The organism is Cobetia amphilecti (genome assembly GCF_032923285.1).
Classification (GTDB): Bacteria; Pseudomonadota; Gammaproteobacteria; order Pseudomonadales; family Halomonadaceae; genus Cobetia; species Cobetia amphilecti.
Genome location: NZ_CP136695.1, coordinates 795,663 through 813,957, shown reverse-complemented (window position 1 = coordinate 813,957; position 18,295 = coordinate 795,663). Strand labels below are relative to the sequence as shown.

The 18,295-nt window shown below is 58.8% G+C and carries 15 protein-coding genes; 8 read left to right on the top strand and 7 right to left on the bottom strand.

What is annotated here, in order from left to right:
* Positions 1-234: 234 nt before the first annotated feature.
* Positions 235-1,830 carry a pyridine nucleotide-disulfide oxidoreductase gene (locus R1T44_RS03620; protein WP_175090167.1) on the top strand — a complete coding sequence of 532 codons (1,596 nt, stop codon included), beginning with the start codon at positions 235-237 and terminating at the stop codon, positions 1,828-1,830.
* A 342-nt stretch (positions 1,831-2,172) separates the two neighbouring features.
* Here the strand turns inward: R1T44_RS03620 and R1T44_RS03615 are convergent, their stop codons facing one another.
* Positions 2,173-2,607 (bottom strand): hypothetical protein, encoded by a 435-nt coding sequence (locus tag R1T44_RS03615; protein WP_043333725.1) that lies wholly within the window; start codon positions 2,605-2,607, stop codon positions 2,173-2,175.
* A 448-nt stretch (positions 2,608-3,055) separates the two neighbouring features.
* On the opposite strand from R1T44_RS03615, the gene R1T44_RS03610 reads away from it, so the two are divergent.
* The 5 genes from R1T44_RS03610 to R1T44_RS03590 all read left to right on the top strand — a co-directional run bounded on the left by R1T44_RS03610 (position 3,056) and on the right by R1T44_RS03590 (position 7,141).
* Positions 3,056-3,508: a hypothetical protein gene (locus tag R1T44_RS03610; RefSeq protein ID WP_175090166.1), complete on the top strand. Its 453-nt coding sequence runs from the start codon at positions 3,056-3,058 to the stop codon at positions 3,506-3,508.
* A 203-nt stretch (positions 3,509-3,711) separates the two neighbouring features.
* Positions 3,712-4,026 (top strand): hypothetical protein, encoded by a 315-nt coding sequence (locus R1T44_RS03605; protein WP_043333722.1) that lies wholly within the window; start codon positions 3,712-3,714, stop codon positions 4,024-4,026.
* Between the two features lie 244 nt (positions 4,027-4,270).
* Positions 4,271-5,161, top strand: a complete 891-nt coding sequence (locus R1T44_RS03600; protein ID WP_175090165.1) for a pseudouridine synthase — start codon at positions 4,271-4,273, stop codon at positions 5,159-5,161.
* Between the two features lie 142 nt (positions 5,162-5,303).
* Positions 5,304-6,497: a DUF3500 domain-containing protein gene (locus R1T44_RS03595; RefSeq protein WP_217485900.1), complete on the top strand. Its 1,194-nt coding sequence runs from the start codon at positions 5,304-5,306 to the stop codon at positions 6,495-6,497.
* Positions 6,494-7,141 carry a hypothetical protein gene (locus R1T44_RS03590; RefSeq protein WP_288989371.1) on the top strand — a complete coding sequence of 216 codons (648 nt, stop codon included), beginning with the start codon at positions 6,494-6,496 and terminating at the stop codon, positions 7,139-7,141. Before R1T44_RS03595 ends, R1T44_RS03590 begins: the two co-directional genes overlap by 4 nt.
* 221 nt (positions 7,142-7,362) lie before the next feature.
* Here the strand turns inward: R1T44_RS03590 and R1T44_RS03585 are convergent, their stop codons facing one another.
* Both R1T44_RS03585 and R1T44_RS03580 read right to left on the bottom strand, forming a co-directional pair.
* Positions 7,363-7,548, bottom strand: coding sequence for a hypothetical protein (locus R1T44_RS03585; RefSeq protein WP_175090163.1), 186 nt, complete (start codon positions 7,546-7,548; stop codon positions 7,363-7,365).
* A gap of 492 nt (positions 7,549-8,040) precedes the next feature.
* A complete protein-coding gene (locus R1T44_RS03580; protein WP_317292585.1) occupies positions 8,041-10,248 on the bottom strand; it encodes an SEC-C metal-binding domain-containing protein in 2,208 nt (735 codons plus the stop codon).
* Positions 10,249-10,594: 346 nt separating this feature from the next.
* Between R1T44_RS03580 and R1T44_RS03575 the strand changes: the two genes are divergently transcribed.
* On the top strand, positions 10,595-10,768 hold the full coding sequence (locus tag R1T44_RS03575; protein ID WP_175089917.1) for a hypothetical protein: 174 nt from the start codon (positions 10,595-10,597) through the stop codon (positions 10,766-10,768).
* 174 nt (positions 10,769-10,942) lie between these two features.
* Here the strand turns inward: R1T44_RS03575 and guaA are convergent, their stop codons facing one another.
* Complete coding sequence (gene guaA, locus R1T44_RS03570; RefSeq protein WP_175089919.1) at positions 10,943-12,517, bottom strand: glutamine-hydrolyzing GMP synthase; 1,575 nt, start codon at positions 12,515-12,517, stop codon at positions 10,943-10,945.
* A 165-nt stretch (positions 12,518-12,682) separates the two neighbouring features.
* Positions 12,683-14,152: an IMP dehydrogenase gene (gene guaB / locus R1T44_RS03565; protein WP_131431234.1), complete on the bottom strand. Its 1,470-nt coding sequence runs from the start codon at positions 14,150-14,152 to the stop codon at positions 12,683-12,685.
* A 409-nt stretch (positions 14,153-14,561) separates the two neighbouring features.
* On the opposite strand from guaB, the gene xseA reads away from it, so the two are divergent.
* Complete coding sequence (gene xseA / locus R1T44_RS03560; protein ID WP_317292584.1) at positions 14,562-15,932, top strand: exodeoxyribonuclease VII large subunit; 1,371 nt, start codon at positions 14,562-14,564, stop codon at positions 15,930-15,932.
* A gap of 308 nt (positions 15,933-16,240) precedes the next feature.
* Here the strand turns inward: xseA and glrR are convergent, their stop codons facing one another.
* On the bottom strand, positions 16,241-17,608 hold the full coding sequence (gene glrR, locus R1T44_RS03555) for a two-component system response regulator GlrR (protein ID WP_054555312.1): 1,368 nt from the start codon (positions 17,606-17,608) through the stop codon (positions 16,241-16,243).
* Between the two features lie 120 nt (positions 17,609-17,728).
* Complete coding sequence (locus tag R1T44_RS03550; protein ID WP_317292583.1) at positions 17,729-18,295, bottom strand: hypothetical protein; 567 nt, start codon at positions 18,293-18,295, stop codon at positions 17,729-17,731.

The following is an 18,295-nucleotide window of genomic DNA, read 5'->3' as shown; positions in this document are numbered from 1 at the left end:
CGCAATGCACGGCATAACGCGCATGCAAGTTGCTGTAATAGCACGTCAAAGAGCAAATGATATCGCACGGACAGGCGATCTTTGCCACCCGCAACACCACGGTCACCGCTGCCCCGACAACAGGGGAGCAGCAATAGAGCGGCGCAGTCTTCAAGCCGCCAGCTGTCAGAGGGGATCACACCTCTCTACCGAAACAGCCACAAGATGTCACTACGACCCAGGGAGCAAGACGACATGAAGGACCTCTCAAGAATCACGGGCTACGGATGTATCGTGGCCGGTGTCGGCCCGGCAGGCATGGGATTTCTGTTCAATGCCCTCAAGACAGGCCAGATCACGACACTGGCCCGCCACGGACTGTTGATTCTCGATGCCGGCGGTACCCACGCCAGCGGCAAGCTTGGCGCTGGTCGACTGGGCGAATATCGCATCACCGCCAACTCGGTCGGCGATGTGTTCCTCGACTGCCTGCGCGACCCGGCACTCGCCGACGTGCTGGCCCCGCTTGAAGGCGAAGCCTGCCTGGAGCGAATCCGGGCCGATCCCTATTCCTCCCCGCGACTCGATGAGATCGGCGAGCTGCTGGAAGCCGCCAGTGCCCTGGTATTGGCGCACATCACCGCCCTGCCGGGCGTCGAGATGTGGTGCGGCACCAGCCTGGACACGCTGCAGTACCTCGACGGCACCAGCATTCTGACTCTCTCGCATGAACCGGAAGTGGCCCAGCGCACGTCGCGGCTGCGCACCGAGAACCTGGTGCTCAATCTGGGCGGCCAGCAGTGCCCGGAGCAACTGACTCAGAGCCTCAATCGTCAGGGACTGACACCGTCGCGGCGCGCACGCATCTACAGCGGCGATGAGCTGTTGCGCATGCCGCCGGGACAGCTGCGCAGCCTGCTGCTGCCGCGCCTGCGGCGTGGTGGTCGCGTCTGTGTGGTGGGGGGCTCGCACAGCGCCTTCTCGATGCTCGACGTGCTGGCCGACGCGCTGCGCAATACCCGCGTCAAGGAGATCACCCTGCTGCATCGCTCGCCGATTCGGCTGTTCTTCGAGAACGCCGAAGAAGCGCGCGCCGCAGGCTATCACTATGATGCCGAGCGCGATGTATGCCCGATCAGCGGTCGCATCAACCGCTCCGGCGGGCTGCGCTACCGGGCGCTGGCCATCGGTCAGGAAATTCTGGCCACCGGCCGCATCGAAGAGTGCGCGATGGACATCCAGCTGGTGCAGACCGGCCCCGGCAGTGCCCAACGCCTGGAACTGGCCAGCGAAGTGCTCGCCGACGCGCCCATCGTGGTGCAGTGCAACGGCTATCAGCCGATTCTACCCACCATCAGCGACGCTCATCATCAGCCCATCACGCTGCGTGAAGTGAATGGCGGGCTGGATTCCGATGCCAACGGCAACCCCTGCGATATCCACGGCCAGCGTCTTGCGGGCCTCTACATGTTCGGGCTGGGCGCCGGTCTCGCCGTCGACCCGACACTGGGCAGTGAAGCCTCCTTCGATGGCCGCATCTACGGCGTCTGGCAGTTCCACAACCACGCCAGCCTGCCGGCCCTCCACGCCATCATCGCGCGCAACGCCAGTGACGACGCACTCGGCAGCGACACTGCTCACTCCGTCGGTCAGGTGATCGCCAGCGATCGCGGCATGGCCAGCGTCAGCGGCAGTGGAATGACCAGCGACAAGACCTGCGCAAACAGTGTCGTCAGCGAGAAGTCCAGCGCGGACAGCCTCGCACAGGCGAGCGAAGCCGAGGACTTCTCCAGCGCCCTCAAGGTGCTGAGTGACTCACTGGGCCTGCAGCAGAAATCCCGCATGGCGTAGCAAGGCATGACGTGACCTGAGCAAGCACAGTGCTGCCTGTGGGCCTTGCCATCAGATGATTACGTAATGCTGATTATGGAGAACAGCAGACACAATCATGGGCTTAATCACCTGCACATAAGCCAGCCGATTGCCTTTTGGATAAACATAACAAGAAAAAACACATAACGACGCTGGAACCCCCACTCTCCCCGGCGCAAGCAAGCAAGGCCACACGAAGACGCACGATGGCGATACCTCCCCACACAAAAGCGCCGCCCGGGCATGTCCCGAGCGGCGCTTTTGTGTGTCATCTCAGCAAGGGCAGTGGCCGAACCTTGCAGCCAGCTCGGCCACGGTCACTTAGCGTGCCGCTTCTTCCTCAAGACGCGCCTGCTTGCCACCGAGGGTGAAGCAGGTGTCGATCTCGCGCAGCATGAACAGCGCGACACAGGCGGCCAGCATCGGCCAGGCAGCGAAGAACAGCAGGTGATCGAACGGGTCCAGATACTGCTTGAAGGCAGAGAAGGTAGACCCGGCGTGCAGCAACAGCACCAGACCGTAGGTTAGGGTCTTCTTCACGCCGGTGACGAACAGCAGCAACAGCACCATCTCGATGACGGCAATCGCGATGACGATGCCCTCGCCCATGCCACCGATGGCATAGAACTTCTCGAAGATGGCGGCGGCGTGGCCAGGATTGAAGAACTTGTCCAGTGTCCACATCGTGATCACGAGGAAGACCCCGAGGCGCAGCAGCAACAGGGAAATGCGGATTCGATCGGCGTACTTCGTCATGTCAATTCTCTCCAGGGGGAATGGGCCTGCGCTGCAACGCAGCGGGCACGTGCTGCTGTGTACGCACGAAGTGGCCGTCTGGTTGCATCGATTGATGTTTTTTCTCGCAAAATTAATCACTTGGCAGCCCCACCCCGCCTCATGACTACTTGGCGCAAACGCCTGCTTCGTCTGCCGGCTTAGCGCCCCCGAGCTGCCATTGTTGGGCAAAACAGCAGCAGTGACTGCCGCGCAAGCGACGCTGACTCGCCCGCAATCCAACACTCTGCCTTTCTCGCTGTCTGATTCATCAGCGGCTATGGCCTTTGCTGCCTCGCCCTGACCCTCAACCCTCGCCACTTGCCACTTGCCCCTCGACCGGCCTGCCGGCTCGCCCTTCGCGCTGGAGTTTATCCACATGGCCTCCAAGACTGACCATCCGTCTGCTTGCCCGTCGTCAGACGCTTCAATGCCGGGCTCTTCAATCAAGCCCCCTCCTGTGCTGCGCCGCTGGCAAGCGCCCGGGCTTGGCGACTCTCGCCTGCCGGCACGCATTGCAAAGGCGCGCTTTCCGGCCTTGAGCGCCCAACTGCTGGCGCATGCCGCGCGCATTGCAGCAGAACGCGAGCGCGGCGAGATTCTCGACTACGCCTGTGCCATGAGTGCGGTGCCGACGGTGATTCAGGAGATCTGGCTGGCCAGTGGCGAGCTTGAGACATTCGCATTACGCGAAGGCATCCAGATCGAGAGCCTGGCGGAGCTGCTGGGCGAGCACACTCCGCCTGACAGCCCCGCCACCGCTGAACAAAGTGGCGTGCCAGCGCGGGTCGTGAGGCCACTTGATACTTTTGACTGGCTGCATCTGGCGCTGGAGCAGCTGTTGCAGATACATCAGGATAAGCAACGTTTACACTCAGACTGATGTATCTCGGCGCCAAAACTCGTATGGTGGGAGAGAGGCTCGGCCTGTCGTCGATCAAGATGACGCGCGAGCCTCGAGCACGACTGTCATATGCACGACTGGAACGCATTTCTGGTACGAGCAACAAGGCACGACATCAAGCACAGCACGCGGAGCAGAACATCACGATCGATCATTGAAAACGACCAGCCGAGGAGGTTCACATGAAGGTCTACAAACCTGAATGGCGTTGCACGCTCGACGTGACGGAAGGCCCCGACCCCACCGCCCGCTGGAAAACACGGCTTGCCTGGCGCTTGCGCGCCCTCGCCGACCGCTTTGATGGCGGTAGTCGTACGATGAAGATTGACTGCAATGTCACCCCGGCGCTCACCCGCGAAGAGGTCGACACCTGCCTGGGCAAGGGCTTCGCCCTCAGCCAGAATCTGATGCTGCAACTGGCCAACCACAGCGCCTGCGAAGATGTCCTACGCGACGCCAAGGCCGAGCTCTACGAAGAAGAGCAACACCCGATGTAACGGTCTGATCTCAGTAGAACCCCGCAGATCACCCGATCGGTGAAGGTAATCCGCAAGACGCATGAAAAAGCCCTCCCGGCGACGCCGGGAGGGCTTTTTTGATGTTGTATCTCAGCGCCTTGAATAGACCTTTGATCCCAGCACTCCCTACCTATAACAGCGCCAAAAATACTGACAACGCCGCTCCCCGCCTCACCCTGTACAATGGCTCCCTCAAGCCGCTCCCCACGACCTCAGGCCTTCCATGTCCATTTCCGCGCGTCCTTCCAAGCTGAGCTTGCCTCAGGTCAATCCCGGTGTGACGACGGTGCTGGAGTATCTGCTGCTCAAGTTTCCGGCGATTGCCGAGTCACGCTGGCGCGAGCGCATGGCCGAGGGCAAGGTGCATCGCGATGATGGCTCGCGGATTACGCCAGAGTCGCCCTACCAACCACATCTGCGCGTGTTCTATTACCGCGAGGTGGCAAGCGAGCCGAGCATTCCCTTCGCGGAGCGGATTCTCTATCAGGATGAGCACATTCTGGTGGCCTACAAGCCGCACTTTTTGCCGGTGACGCCCGGCGGCCTGTACGTGAACGAGTGCCTGCAGCAGCGGCTGCGCAAGCGCACCGGAATAGAGGCGCTGCAGGCGGTGCATCGGCTGGATAGAGTCACGGCGGGGCTGGTGCTGTGCTCCGTCAATCCCGACACGCGCCCCCTCTACCATCAGCTGTTCAAGTCACGAAATATCCACAAGACCTATCAGGCCATCGCCGAGACCCACAGCGATGAATCCCTGGTGGGCCAGCAGTGGGAGGTGAAGAATCGTCTCGAGCAGAGCGAGCAACGCTTCCGCATTCATGTCACCGACGGCGCGGCCAACAGCCACTCGGTGATTCGCTGCGTGCAGCAGACAGAGAGCCAAGCATTGTTCGAGCTGCACCCTGTCACCGGCAGAACCCACCAGCTACGCGTGCATATGCAGACTCTGGGCTGGCCGATTCTGAATGACCGCTACTACCCCGTACTGCAACCGCTCTCGCCGGATGACTACGCGCGCCCCCTGCAGCTGCTCTCCAAGGGATTCGAGTTCATTGACCCCGTCACCGGCGAGGAAAGACGCTTCGAATACGACGGTGATCTGACACTGGCGTGAGCCGTGACATGGCCCGTGGCTGTCGTCGCCAGCCGACGCACAGCCCACCGCATGTGCACAAAGAAATCATCGGGTGAAGGCTTCCTGCTCGACGTCAGGCGGGCTAAGGTTTTCCTCCTGTCCCCGGAAAATAGGCCCAACGATGTCCCGACGTCTCGCAGTGACCGGAGGAGCCGCGCTGGCCGCGCTTCTGTCCTTCCCCGTCCTCGCACAACAAGGGCACGACGGGCCGCCGCCCGATCACGATGGCCCGCCGCCGATGTCAGCGGAAGACCAGGCCCTGAGCGAGGCACTGCGCGCGCGCATGGGCGATACCAGCACCCAGATGCAGAGCGTGCCCATCCCCGAGAGCGCCGCCGAGTGCGGCGACACGCCAGGTTATGAGCGCATGCTGTGCCTGATTGACCTGCTCAAGGCGGATATCTCCGGCGATGACATCCTGCAGAACCTGCAGCATGACTACTCGCTCGCTGAGGCCGAGAACTGGAGCAATCTGCCCGCTGGCGCCTTCCCGAAACGCCCCGGCGTGCTGCTGGGCGAGCTGAACATCAAGCAGCGCGGCCTCGTCAAAGCCATCATGCTGGAAGCCACCGGCCACGCGCCCGATGAAGGCTTCGACGAGATGCTCCAGACGCTCAACGCCGATGACTACATCAACACCGTCAGCACCGACTACAAGGCCGGTTACTCCTCCTACAACACCAAGTTCGCCTTCCTCGGCACGCCCGGCGAGACCGGCACCTGGGAGCTGTACTACGGCGGCCACCACATGGCCTTCGCCAGCACCTACACCGACGGCAAGCTGGCCGGTGCCACGCCCTCCTTCCGTGGCGTGGAACCCTTCCCCTATTTCGAGATGAACGGTCGCGTGAACGAGCCGCTGACCCAGGAACGCGATGCCTTCGCCACCCTGTTGAGCTCGCTCTCCGATGACCAGAAGGCCGAGGCCACGCTGGAAGGCACCTACCGCGACATCCTCGCTGGCCCCCAGGCCGACGACGCCATCCCCGAAAGCTATGAAGGCCTGCCGGTCTCCGAACTGGATGATGACCAGCAAGCCCTGCTGCTGACGGCCATCGAGACCTACGTGGACGACATCTCCGCCCCCGAAGCCGCGGCCTACATGAAGAAGTACACCTCCGAGCTTCCCGAGACCTATCTCGGCTTCTCCGGCACGCCGCAGGTCAGCGCCGAAAACGATTATGTGCGGATACACGGCCCGTCGCTGTGGATCGAGTTCTCGTTGCAGTCCAACAAGTCCACCGACAAGGTCGGCAACCATCCGCACTCGGTATGGCGTGACCGCACCGACGACTACGGCGGCCAGAACGAATGACCCGCTGCTCGCCGTGGCGCGCGGCGCTGCTCACGCTCGCGGTGATGATCGGCGGGACTACGCTTGGCGGCAATGGTAGGGGAATCAGCGGCATGGGAGTCAGCGGCATGGGCATCGTCCAGACGGCTCACGCCCATGCCCTGCCCGGCAGCACGCTCATCTTTGAGCAGCAGCCAAAGCACACGCTCAAGCTCACTCTCCAGTTCCCGCGTGAAGATCTGCTGATCGCCGCGCCACAACTGGCAGCGCTTGGTGACGCCAAGCCCGATGCCCCCTTGGCGCAGACGCTGACAGATCAACTCGGTGACTATCTCAGTCGGCACTTGGCGCTCTCCAAGGACGGCGACGCGCTGCCGCTGACGCTCACCGAGGCGCATCTCACCTCTACCTATCAGCCACAACTCGGCGACTACCTGCTGGTCGTCACACAATGGGATGTGAAGACCGAGGAAGCCGAACCGGACTCACTGCTGCTGAAATACGACGCCGTGATGCACGAAGTCCGCAATCACCGCGCCGAAGTCGAATGGCAAACTCCCGCAGGCGACACCCGCCTGATGGCCGACTTCGGCTTCTTCCACTCCGCCCACGGTGTCCGGCTCGACCTGAGCAAGGCCAGGCAGGCGCCAGCCAAGCAGGAATGAGCCGAGCTGGAGTAAACAAGGCGGTAAGCGTTTCCTGAATCGCGCCCACAAAAAAGCCCTTCCGGCCAATGGCCAGAAGGGCTTTTTGCTTGCTGCGTTCTCGTCTCGATCAGTTCAAGAGACCGTCAGGACGAAACGCTGCGTCAGCTCAGCGAGGGGTGATCGTCAGGCGATCATTCCCACTCGAACATCAATGAGCAGAAAATACATCGAAATAACAGCTAGTTAGAAAGGCCACCTTTCTCGATACCATCATCTATACCATGCTCAAAATTTTTTTGATTATTTCCAGCTCGTCGACGTTTTAGTTCAGCTTTGGCCCAAGCTGACGATTCTGCCATGTCACGACGAAGCTCTTGCCTCTCTTCAACAGTAAGCATTCGTGGTCCCGAGGTAATTCTATCCATCTTGTACTTCCAACTTGTCGCAGTACATTTTTAAAACGCACCAAATCATGAGTTACCAGCAATAGACCTTGGGAATATTTTTGTATTAATTTTCATACACATCTTGAAAGCCATCAATACTGCACAAAAATTATACAGCCAAGATTAACCTTCTTAAATAAAAGGGTCAAATCATGGATTTGAAACCAAGACCATCATCAATAGACAAGTCTACTGGCAAACCAGATCAACGTCGAGGTGACAACAAAAAACTCCAAGTAACACTCCGGTATTACCGAGCAAATCTTCAACCAAATAACGCAACCTAAAGAACGCAACCTAAATATCGAATCAAAGTAAGCGGTATTGACTCTTGTTACTAAAACCCAAAATACACTTTTCCCCAAGATGGACTTTATATACTCTTTCAATCAATAAGCAGCTTTAATACGACTAAGCCTCGCGATGAATGCGAGGCTAACAAACGACTGGATTTTTACTACTAAATCATAATTAAGATATACAGCATCGTTTATATTTCTTACCACTGCCGCATGGGCAAGGTTCATTTCTTCCAACTTTTCTACCTTCTATCTGCGGCTGCTTACCAAAGGAAATTTTTCTTACGTCTTCTATGTGATGCTCTGGTGAAATAGGCTTTAGATCCGCAACTAACCTATCCATTTCATCTGATTGGCTCCACTTGCCTTCGTGGTATGAAGAAAATCGGAGCTTAGCTTTAGTTGGGCTAAAACAACATCCAACCCAAGATTCTGCTTTGCATGTGTATCTTCGCTTCTCACAATGTGTAACCAGTCTTTTATAGGCAGTACCATTGTCATCTTCATTGCAATGGACAGTTAAACCAGTTTTCTCCTCTAACAAGGGAAGAGATATATCATGGTGATGATGATCTTTTTTAAATTGAGCAATCATCTTTGAAATTGCTATATTGAGTAGATCGATACTATCACCACTCATAGATAGGAGGTGTAACCCTAGCTTCTGAAGATAATAATCTGCCGAAAACTCAATATCATTGATAATCTTTCCAACATGAGACTTTCTATGAAATGTGAGAAAACCTTCAGGGGTTTTTGGTCCATCATGACCATCTCTTCTGGCTAGCATGGCTAATTCAAGATCTGTGGAAATATCATCGTCAAGCATAACTAGCGCTGGACCTTCCTCAAAGTATAAGTTTTGCTTAATGTAAGTTGAAAGAATTACTAGTTCATGATTAGAAAGAATTGAATCACCATAGTCACTCCGTTTATTAAGATAGTCGATAACCCAAAGAGGAGATGGCAACATTTCTGTAATCATATCTATTAAAAACACATCCATCACATAAGGGTGTTTTATTGCATTGGTTGTTTTATATTTCAGAAAGTGCCGAGCTTGGGCAGCAAGAGCTGGGAAGTGATCTGATACGATACAAACAGGAAATATCGTCTTGAAATCTGATTGAATATTAACTTCTTTGCCAAATTCGTCTTTAAAAATATAGCCTTCTTTTTGCAATAGTTGACTACACAAGTTAGCTTGGTCATAGGCGTCTTGTATCGCTTTCTTAAAATCATCTTCAAGTTGCTGACTTTTACCTTTACGAGCTTCAATAGTGAGCTTCTTGGACTTGGCTTGCACTACTATCGCGAAACGACCAAATGTGACTAAAACGTCAATTTCGCCAGCTTTGCCTTTACCATCAAAGATATCGATATTGGTTAATACATTCTCTTTGCCAAATACTAAAGCTAGGCGTTCAGCGGTAAAATCCTCAGTAAAAGCACCTCTGTGTTTGCTTGCAATAGACTTGTAAGCTTTGTCTTCGTTAAACCAAAAGAATGGGCTTTCATAAAGAGCTTCCCATAAACTGTAGGCTTGAAAACTGACGAAGGTGTCTTCACCAATTTTTATTATAGGAAACGCATTCCTATGATTAAAATCATCCACAGATTTAAAGCACTTCATTCCTTCTTCAGGCTTGGCTGATAAAGCTGCGATCACAGCCTCGACAACCTCTTCGCCTAAATCACTTCGTGTTACAACTTCAGAGGTAGTAAAAATGAATATAGGCAAGTGGTATGGCAATGGCCAGCTTTTTGCTGAAGAGGCTAACTGATTGTATTTTTCTAGTTGAATTTGTTCTATAGCCGAAATAACATCAACTGCTTGAGAGATTTTGAACCCTTTATTTGCCTCAATCCAATCCTCATCAAGAGAATATCTACGCTTGGCTAAATCTCTATATTGATGCTTAAAAACCCCATCCCCTCCGTAAAAAATAGCTTCTCGCATAAAGTGATTTTTATCTCTGTTTGGGTCTAGTTCACGCATGAACTCACCAAAATCAGGGATATCATTACCATCATTGGAACCAATTTTTTCAGACAAGGTAACAAAGTCTAGTGGTGGATAAAAACTATGATGTAATTCATCGAGAAGACGCCAGACATGTTCTGCTCTTTCTTTTAATTCATCTGAGCTCAGTTGATTATCGCTGAATCCTCTCTTACACGCTAAACCAAAGAGTGTTGAAATCTCAGTTCTGGATAAACGAGTTCTATCAAATGTCTGTGCGAAGGCTTCAGCGTCCAACTTTTCACCAGACAAATGAATAAAAGTGTCTTTCCAACAGAAAAAGGCTATAACTTCCCAGAAACCTTCTTGGGCAGCAATTACCTCTAGTTCATTAAAAATTTCTTGCTCAGTTCTCATAGTGGCCCGTGATTTGCGTGATTAATTATACTCAATTTAACACATACTGAAGAATATCAATTCGAAGAAGGCCTTGCTTTTCATTAACTATTTTAATTAATAGCCGCGGGGTTACAGAAATAATACAAACCAGTTTCTATTTAGAAACAATTTACAGCTTCACCATAATCGGTTTGATGTATGTGAAAATGCGGGCCGGTGCACCATCACCGTCCTGTATGCTTTCTAACTACTTACGTCGGCCAAACGGCCAGCGTCTCATTTTGTCGATTTGATCGACTGATTTCGTCATGTCCTTATAGCACGCCCGGCCAACCTGTTTTGGAATACCTCCATTCTGTCGGCGATGGCTTCCATCTTCGGGCAGTGTCCAGAGCTGTGCAACCACCACGCCGAAGTCGAATGGCAGACACCGGACGGCGAAGCACGCAGGATGGCGAACTTCGGCTACTTCCACTCCGCCCACGGCATACGGCTCGATCTGCGCAAGGCCAGGCAGGCGCCAGCCAAGCAGGAGTGAGCCGAGCTGGAGTAAACGAGGCGGTAAGCGTTTCCTGAATCGTGCCCACAAAAAAAGCCCTTCCGGCCAATGGCCAGAAGGGCTTTTTGCTTGCTGCGTTCTCGTCTCGATCAATTCAAGAGACCGTCTCGACAGAACGCTGCGTCAGCTCAGCGAGGGGGGATCGTCAGACGATCATTCCCACTCGATGGTGGCCGGCGGCTTGCTGCTGACGTCATAGGTGACGCGCGAGACGTGCTCCAGCTCGTTGATGATGCGGTTGGAGACCTTCTCCAGCAGCTCATACGGCAGGTGCGCCCAGCGGGCCGTCATGAAGTCGACGGTCTCGACGGCACGGATGCCGATGACCCACTCGTAACGGCGGCCATCGCCGACGACGCCGACGGACTTGACCGGCAGGAAGACGGCGAACGCCTGGCTGGTCTTGTGGTACCAGTCGAAGTTGTGCAGTTCTTCGATGAAGATGGCGTCGGCTTCACGCAGGATATCCGCGTATTCCTTCTTCACTTCACCGAGGATACGCACGCCCAGACCCGGCCCCGGGAAGGGGTGACGGTAGACCATGTCGTAGGGCAGGCCGAGTTCGAGGCCGACCTTGCGGACTTCGTCCTTGAACAGTTCGCGCAGCGGCTCGACCAGTTCCATCTTCATGTCGTCCGGCAGGCCGCCGACATTGTGGTGGGACTTGATGACGTGGGACTTGCCGGTCTTGCTGGCGGCGGATTCGATCACGTCCGGGTAGATGGTGCCCTGGGCGAGGAAGTCGACATCCTTGAGCTTGGCGGCTTCGGCATCGAACACTTCGATGAAGGTGTTGCCGATGGCCTTGCGCTTGGCTTCCGGATCGCTGACGCCAGCCAGCTTGCCGAGGAAGAGGTCTTCAGCGTCAACACGGATGACCTTCACGCCCATGTGGCGAGAGAAGGTTTCCATGACCTGGTCGCCTTCATTCTTGCGCAGCAGGCCGTTGTCGACGAAGACGCAGGTCAGCTGGTCGCCGATGGCCTTGTGCAGCAGCGCCGCGACCACGGAGGAGTCGACACCACCGGACAGGCCGAGCAGCACCTTGCGGTCACCGACCTGAGCGCGAACGCGATCCGTGAGGTCTTCGATGATCTTGGCCGGAGTCCACAGACGCTCGGACTGGCAGATCTCGATCACGAAGTGCTCGAGGATGCGCTGGCCCTGCAGGGTGTGGGTGACTTCCGGGTGGAACTGCACGCCATAGAACTGCTTCTCTTCCCACGCCATGGCGGCGATCGGGCAGCTCGGGGTGGAGGCGGTGACGGTGAAGGTCTCCGGGACTTTCGCGACCTTGTCACCGTGACTCATCCAGACGTCGAGCAGCGGGCGGCCTTCGTCGTCCAGGTGGTCCTTGATGTCCTTGAACAGCGCGGACTCACCATCGACACGAATCTGGGCATAGCCAAATTCGCGCACGTTGGAGCCTTCGACCTTGCCGCCGAGCTGCTCGGCCATGGTCTGCATGCCGTAACAGATGCCGAACACCGGCAGACCCATCTCGAACACGCACTCAGGCGCACGCGGCGAGTCCAGCTCGGTGACGGATTCCGGGCCACCGGCCAGGATGATGCCGTTGGGGTTGTACTCGCGGATCTCTTCTTCGGTGATGTCGAAGGCACGCACCTCGGAGAACACGCCCAGCTCACGCACGCGACGCGCGATCAGCTGTGTGTACTGGGAACCGAAATCGAGGATCAGGATCTTGTGGGAATGGATGTCTTGCATCTTCAGTCTCTCATTGGGGAGTCGTGAGACCCGCTTCGGAGCTGCGAGGGAGCGCAGGGCCGAAACAATCTGGCGTCGAGGGTAGCCGATACCGAAAGTTCGTTCGACCCAAGCAAAGCGGGAACCCGTGTTGGGCTCCCGCTTTGCGTCGCGCTTCGCTATGTATCAGTCGCGCCGATAGTTGGGCGCTTCCTTGGTGATCTGCACGTCGTGGACGTGGGATTCGGCGAAGCCGGCACCGGTGATCTGCACGAATTGCGGCACGGTGCGCATCTCTTCGATGGTCTGGCTACCGGTGTAGCCCATGGAGGCACGCAGGCCGCCCATCAGCTGGTGCACGATGGCGCTCATCATGCCCTTGTAGGGCACGCGGCCTTCGATGCCTTCCGGTACCAGCTTCTCGACGCCGGCATTCTTGTCCTGGAAGTAACGGTCGCTGGAACCCTGGGTCTGGGACATGGCGCCCATGGAACCCATGCCGCGATACGCCTTGTAGGTACGACCCTGGAACAGCTCGACTTCGCCCGGGGCTTCTTCCGTCCCGGCGAGCAGACCGCCGATCATGACGATGCTGGCGCCTGCGGCGATGGCCTTGGCGATGTCACCGGAGAAACGGATACCGCCATCGGCGATGACCGGCACGTCGTACTTGGCCATGGCGGCCGCGACGTTGGCGACGGCGCTCATCTGCGGCACACCGACACCGGCGACGATACGCGTGGTGCAGATGGAACCCGGGCCGATGCCGACCTTGACGCCGTCTGCGCCGGCTTCTGCCAGGGCGATGGCGGCTTCAGCGGTCGCGATGTTGCCACCGATGACCTGAATCTTCGGGTGGTGCTCCTTGACCCAGGCGACGCGGTCGATCACGCCCTTGGAGTGACCGTGAGCGGTGTCGACGACGATGACGTCAACGCCGGCTTCGGCCAGTGCAGCGACGCGGTCCGGGGTTTCCGGGCCGGTGCCGACGGCGGCGCCGACCAGCAGGCTGCCGTTGCTGTCCTTCGCCGCGTTCGGGTAGGTCTTGACCTTCTCGATGTCGCGAACGGTGACGAGGCCGCGCAGGCGGAATTCGTCATCGACGATCGGCATCTTCTCGATGCGGCTTTCCTGCAGCTTGGCCTTGATCTGGTCCAGCGGCGTGCCTTCCAGCACGGTGACCAGCTTCTCGCGGCCGGTCATGATGCCGGCGACGGTATCGCTGAAGTCAGGCTGGAAGCGCATGTCGCGACCGGTCACGATGCCGACCAGGTATTCACCCTCGACCACCGGGAAGCCGGAGTAGCCATGCTCCTCGGACATTGCCAGCAGATCCTGGATCTTGGCCTTCGGGCTGACAGTGACCGGGTCACGCACGATGACGCTTTCGTGCTTCTTGACCTTGCGGACTTCCGCGGCCTGCTGGGCGATGCTCATGCTCTTGTGGATGATGCCGACACCACCTTCCTGCGCCATGGCGATGGCCAGGCGAGCTTCGGTGACGGTATCCATCGCAGAGGAGATAAGCGGGATATTGACGCTGATGTCGCGTGTGAGACGTGATCTCAGGCTGACGTCCTTGGGGAGGACCTCGGAGTAGCCGGGGACGAGAAGAACGTCATCAAACGTCAGAGCTTCTTGCGCTATACGTAGCATGTCGAACGCCCAGTAGCAGTTTATGAGGGATGCGCGAAAGCCGCAGTGCAGGGCCCGATGGACAGGCGCCATGACTACGGTTCTAGCGGTTGCTGCGAGGTAATCACCCATGATAACCCATTCGCCCCGCCCGAGACAAACGTCGCAGGCTATCAAACTCGCAACTTCACGTCCCGGCGACACTAACCATCTGGTCAACTAAAGCCACGGATGGCGCGGCCTGCGGGCTGGCGGGCGGTGAGTCACCTTGCCAGAGCCGAGCCTCACTGGGTGCCGCCCAGCGCAGCGCATGGGACGCTTTGGATCGTCTCTCGCTTCTCGCCTGTGGCATCATTGTCTTGTTCTCTTCACCAGCTTCAATAGTCGCCCTGACACGAGCTCCCCGCCAGCTCCACACAAGGAATGTCGCGTGTTCGAAACCTCGTCTGCCGCCAACGCCATCAGCGTGACCCAGCTCAACCGCGAGGCCAAGGGCCTGCTGGAGCGAGGCCTGGGGGAGCTCTGGATCGAGGGGGAGATCTCGGGCTTTTCGCAGCCGCGTTCCGGCCACTGCTACTTCACGCTCAAGGATGACAACGCCCAGGTGCGCTGTGCGCTGTTCAAGAGCCGCGCCCAGTTTCTGCGCGAGAAGCCCAGGGACGGTGATCGGGTGCGGGTACGTGCCAAGGTGTCGCTGTTCGAGGCGCGTGGCGACTATCAGCTGATCGTCGAGGCGTTGCAGCAGGCGGGGCTGGGGGAGTGGCTGGCGCGACTGGCACGCCTGAGGGAGCAACTGGCGGCCGAGGGCGTGTTCGCCAATCAGCGCGCCCTGCCCCATCCTCCGCGCCATCTGGGCGTGATCACCTCCGCGACCGGCGCTGCGCTGCAGGATGTGATCGCGGTGACGCGCAAGCGTTGGCCGCAGGCGCATCTGAGCGTGTTGCCAGTCGCCGTGCAGGGGCCGCAGGCGGTGCCGCAACTGATTCGCGCGGTGGCAATGGCCAATCGCGACAGCGACTGTGATGCGCTGCTGATCACGCGTGGCGGCGGCAGCCTGGAAGACCTGTGGGCCTTCAATGATCAGCACCTGGCGCGCGCCATCTTCCACTCGCGCCTGCCGGTGGTCGCCGCCATCGGCCACGAGACCGATACCACCCTGGCGGAGCTGGCCGCCGACCTGCGCGCGCCGACGCCCTCCGCCGCCGCCGAGGCGCTGTACCCGGACCAACGCGCCCAGGTGCAGCAACTGACCGCCCTCAAGCAGCGTCTGTGGCGCGCGCAGCGTGCCCGCCTCGATCAGGCGGCGCAGCGTCTAGATCATGCTCGCTCGCGCCTGCGTCATCCGGCCCGTGAGCTGGAAACCCAGCGCCAGCGTGCCCGCGAGCTGGAGCGCCGCCTGCACACCGCTGTGCGCATGCGCATGACCAGTGAACAGCAGAAGGCCGACCAGCTGACCCGCCGCCTGCAGCAGGCCAGCCCCGCGCGCGATATCCAGCGCCATCGTCAGCAACTGGCGATGCTGACCCCGCGCCTCAACAACGCCCTGCCACGTCGTCTGGCCGCTGACCGTGAGCGCCTGGAAGGCGCGATGCGCGCGCTGAATGCGGTCAGCCCGCTCAATGTGCTCAACCGTGGCTACGCCATCGTCGAACGCGTCGGCAGCAGCCAGACGCAGTCACCCGGCGACAGCAAGGTGATTCGCGCCGCCCACCAGACCCAGCCCGGCGAGATGCTCTCGATCCGCCTCGGCGAAGGCCGCCTCGCCGTCGAGGTCAAACGCCGCTACAGACCAAAGCCCTGATCGACGCTGTCACGCTGACAGACCGAAAAAAGCCCCGCTACCGGAACCGGTAACGGGGCTTTTTCATGGGCTTTGCGTCAGACACATCAGGCCGCTTTCGATCTCACGCGTTACGCGCGTGGGCTTGCAAGAAGCGGCGCGTTGGATCGCTTTTGACCCTGGTCTTCTGCACTTCACCGGGCCGCTTTTGACCTTATTCCCTTCGCGTGGAGCCGGGCCGCTTTTGACCTTGTGCCCTTCGCGCAGCTCCGGGCGCGCTGAACCGCTTTTGACCTTATGCCCTTCGCGTGGCTTCGGACGCGATAAACCTAGAAATCAGGCGGGCCCTGCTCGGCGCCCGGCTTGAACACGCCCGGCTCCAGATCATGACGCCCCAGCAGCTTGTAGAAGTCGGTGCGGTTACGCCCGGCGATACGCGCCGCCTGGGTCACGTTGCCTTCGGTGATCTTCAGCACCTTGATCAGGTAGCTGCGCTCGAAGCCGGCACGCGCCTCGGAGAAGGACGGCAAGGCGTTCTCTTCCGCGGCCAGCGCCTGGGAGACCAGCGCTTCCGGAATCATCGAGGAGCTGGTCAGGGCGACGCACTGCTCTACCACGTTGACCAGCTGACGCACGTTGCCCGGCCAGGCACTGGAGGCCAGCAGGTTGAGTGCTTCCGGCGAGAAGCCCTTCACGAACGGCTTGTGGCGCGCGGCGGCCTGGCTGATCAGGTACTTGGCCAGCAGCGGCACATCCTCGGCACGCTCGCGCAGGGCGGGCAGCTTCAGATTGACCACGTTGAGGCGGTAGTAGAGATCTTCGCGGAAGTCACCGTCATGCATCGCCTTGTCGAGATTGCGGTGCGTGGCGGAGATGATGCGCACGTCGATGGGCACCGAGGTGGTGGAGCCCAGCGGACGGATCTGACGCTCCTGCAGGGCACGCAGCAGCTTGACCTGCAGCGCCAGCGGCATGTCGCCGATCTCGTCGAGGAACAGGGTGCCGCCGTCCGCCGCCTGGAACAGGCCCTGGTGGGCACTGACCGCGCCGGTGAACGAGCCCTTGGCGTGACCGAACAGCTCGCTTTCCAGCAGCTGCTCCGGCAGCGCGCCACAGTTGATGGCGACGAAGGGACGCGAGGCGCGCGGGCTGGCGTTGTGGATGGCCTTGGCCATCAGCTCCTTGCCCGAACCGGACGGACCGGTGACCAGCACGCTGACATCGGATGCCGCTACCATGCGCGCCTGCTCGAGAATCTGCTCCATCTGCGGGGAGCGAGTGATGATGCCAGCGCGCCAGGCATCGTCACCCTCCTTTACGGGCGGCGCTTGGGCCAGCGCCTCATCGATGGCGGCGAACAGCTCGTCCTTGTCGACCGGCTTGGTCAGGAAGCTGAACACGCCCTGACGGGTGGCACTGACGGCATCAGGGATGGAGCCGTGTGCGGTCAGCAGGATGACGGGCATGCCCGGCTGACGCTTCTGCAGCTCACCGAACAGGGCCATGCCATCCATTTCATCCATGCGCAGGTCGGACAGGACCAGGTCTGGACGTGCGGCTTCGAGACGGCTGAGCGCCTCGCGGCCACTGCTGGCCGTCGTGACCTTGAAGCCACGGCTTTCGAGACGCATGCCGAGCAGCTTGAGCAGGCTCGCATCATCATCGACGAGCAGAATATGCGCTTGTGCGTATTTCACACTAACTCTCCTTGCGACACCCGAGGGCCTGGGACATCGACGTCGGGGCCGCACAGTCTTGCGTCATGCAATCGCGGGGATTGAGTGACAGGGTCGTGGCCAGAGTCTGCCGCTGAGGGTTCAGGGCGTGCTCTGGCGGCGCGAATTGATCGATTCTTCGATGGCCGTCAAGGCTTCCAGCTTCTTGGTCAGCTGGGCGTTCTCGGCGCTGAGCTTGCGACGGGCACCGTCATTCTTGTCACGCTCGGCGATCAGACCGCGACGCTCCTCGAGGCCATTGAGCCACTGACGAAGCAGCGGCTGCAGGCGGCTCGGGGCGGTGGGCAGGTCCGCCTTGTAGAGGTCGGAGGCCAGCTCCCAGTTCGATTCATCGCCCCAGCTGAGCACGATGGCACGCGCGAGGCGACGGTCGTGGCGGTTGCCTTCCAGCTGCAACAGGGTGCTTTCGCGCCAGCCGCTGTTGCCACGCTGGGCCTGCAGCGCGAAGGCGACCCATTCATCCAGCAGGCAGTCCTCGCCGGTGAAGTCCGGCAGGTCGCCGGCGCCGTAGCAGCTCTCTCGCACACTCGGGCTGACCACTTCCGGCTCGCTGCCCGGCATGGTGATATTGGTCAGGGCGCCACAGGCGCTAAGCGTACTGAGCAACACGCCTGCAGCCAGGCGCATCAGTAGTCGTTGACCCTTCAT

What these genes read in the sequence shown, in the direction of transcription:
- R1T44_RS03610 (WP_175090166.1), top strand. Translation starts at nt 3,056, where the DNA reads ATGCCGGGCTCTTCAATCAAGCCCCCTCCTGTGCTGCGCCGCTGGCAA.
- R1T44_RS03605 (WP_043333722.1), top strand. Translation starts at nt 3,712, where the DNA reads ATGAAGGTCTACAAACCTGAATGGCGTTGCACGCTCGACGTGACGGAA.
- R1T44_RS03585 (WP_175090163.1), bottom strand. Translation starts at nt 7,548, where the DNA reads ATGGATAGAATTACCTCGGGACCACGAATGCTTACTGTTGAAGAGAGG.
- R1T44_RS03595 (WP_217485900.1), top strand. Translation starts at nt 5,304, where the DNA reads ATGTCCCGACGTCTCGCAGTGACCGGAGGAGCCGCGCTGGCCGCGCTT.
- R1T44_RS03580 (WP_317292585.1), bottom strand. Translation starts at nt 10,248, where the DNA reads ATGAGAACTGAGCAAGAAATTTTTAATGAACTAGAGGTAATTGCTGCC.
- guaB (WP_131431234.1), bottom strand. Translation starts at nt 14,152, where the DNA reads ATGCTACGTATAGCGCAAGAAGCTCTGACGTTTGATGACGTTCTTCTC.
- guaA (WP_175089919.1), bottom strand. Translation starts at nt 12,517, where the DNA reads ATGCAAGACATCCATTCCCACAAGATCCTGATCCTCGATTTCGGTTCC.
- R1T44_RS03615 (WP_043333725.1), bottom strand. Translation starts at nt 2,607, where the DNA reads ATGACGAAGTACGCCGATCGAATCCGCATTTCCCTGTTGCTGCTGCGC.
- R1T44_RS03590 (WP_288989371.1), top strand. Translation starts at nt 6,494, where the DNA reads ATGACCCGCTGCTCGCCGTGGCGCGCGGCGCTGCTCACGCTCGCGGTG.
- R1T44_RS03600 (WP_175090165.1), top strand. Translation starts at nt 4,271, where the DNA reads ATGTCCATTTCCGCGCGTCCTTCCAAGCTGAGCTTGCCTCAGGTCAAT.
- R1T44_RS03575 (WP_175089917.1), top strand. Translation starts at nt 10,595, where the DNA reads ATGGCTTCCATCTTCGGGCAGTGTCCAGAGCTGTGCAACCACCACGCC.
- R1T44_RS03620 (WP_175090167.1), top strand. Translation starts at nt 235, where the DNA reads ATGAAGGACCTCTCAAGAATCACGGGCTACGGATGTATCGTGGCCGGT.
- R1T44_RS03550 (WP_317292583.1), bottom strand. Translation starts at nt 18,295, where the DNA reads ATGAAGGGTCAACGACTACTGATGCGCCTGGCTGCAGGCGTGTTGCTC.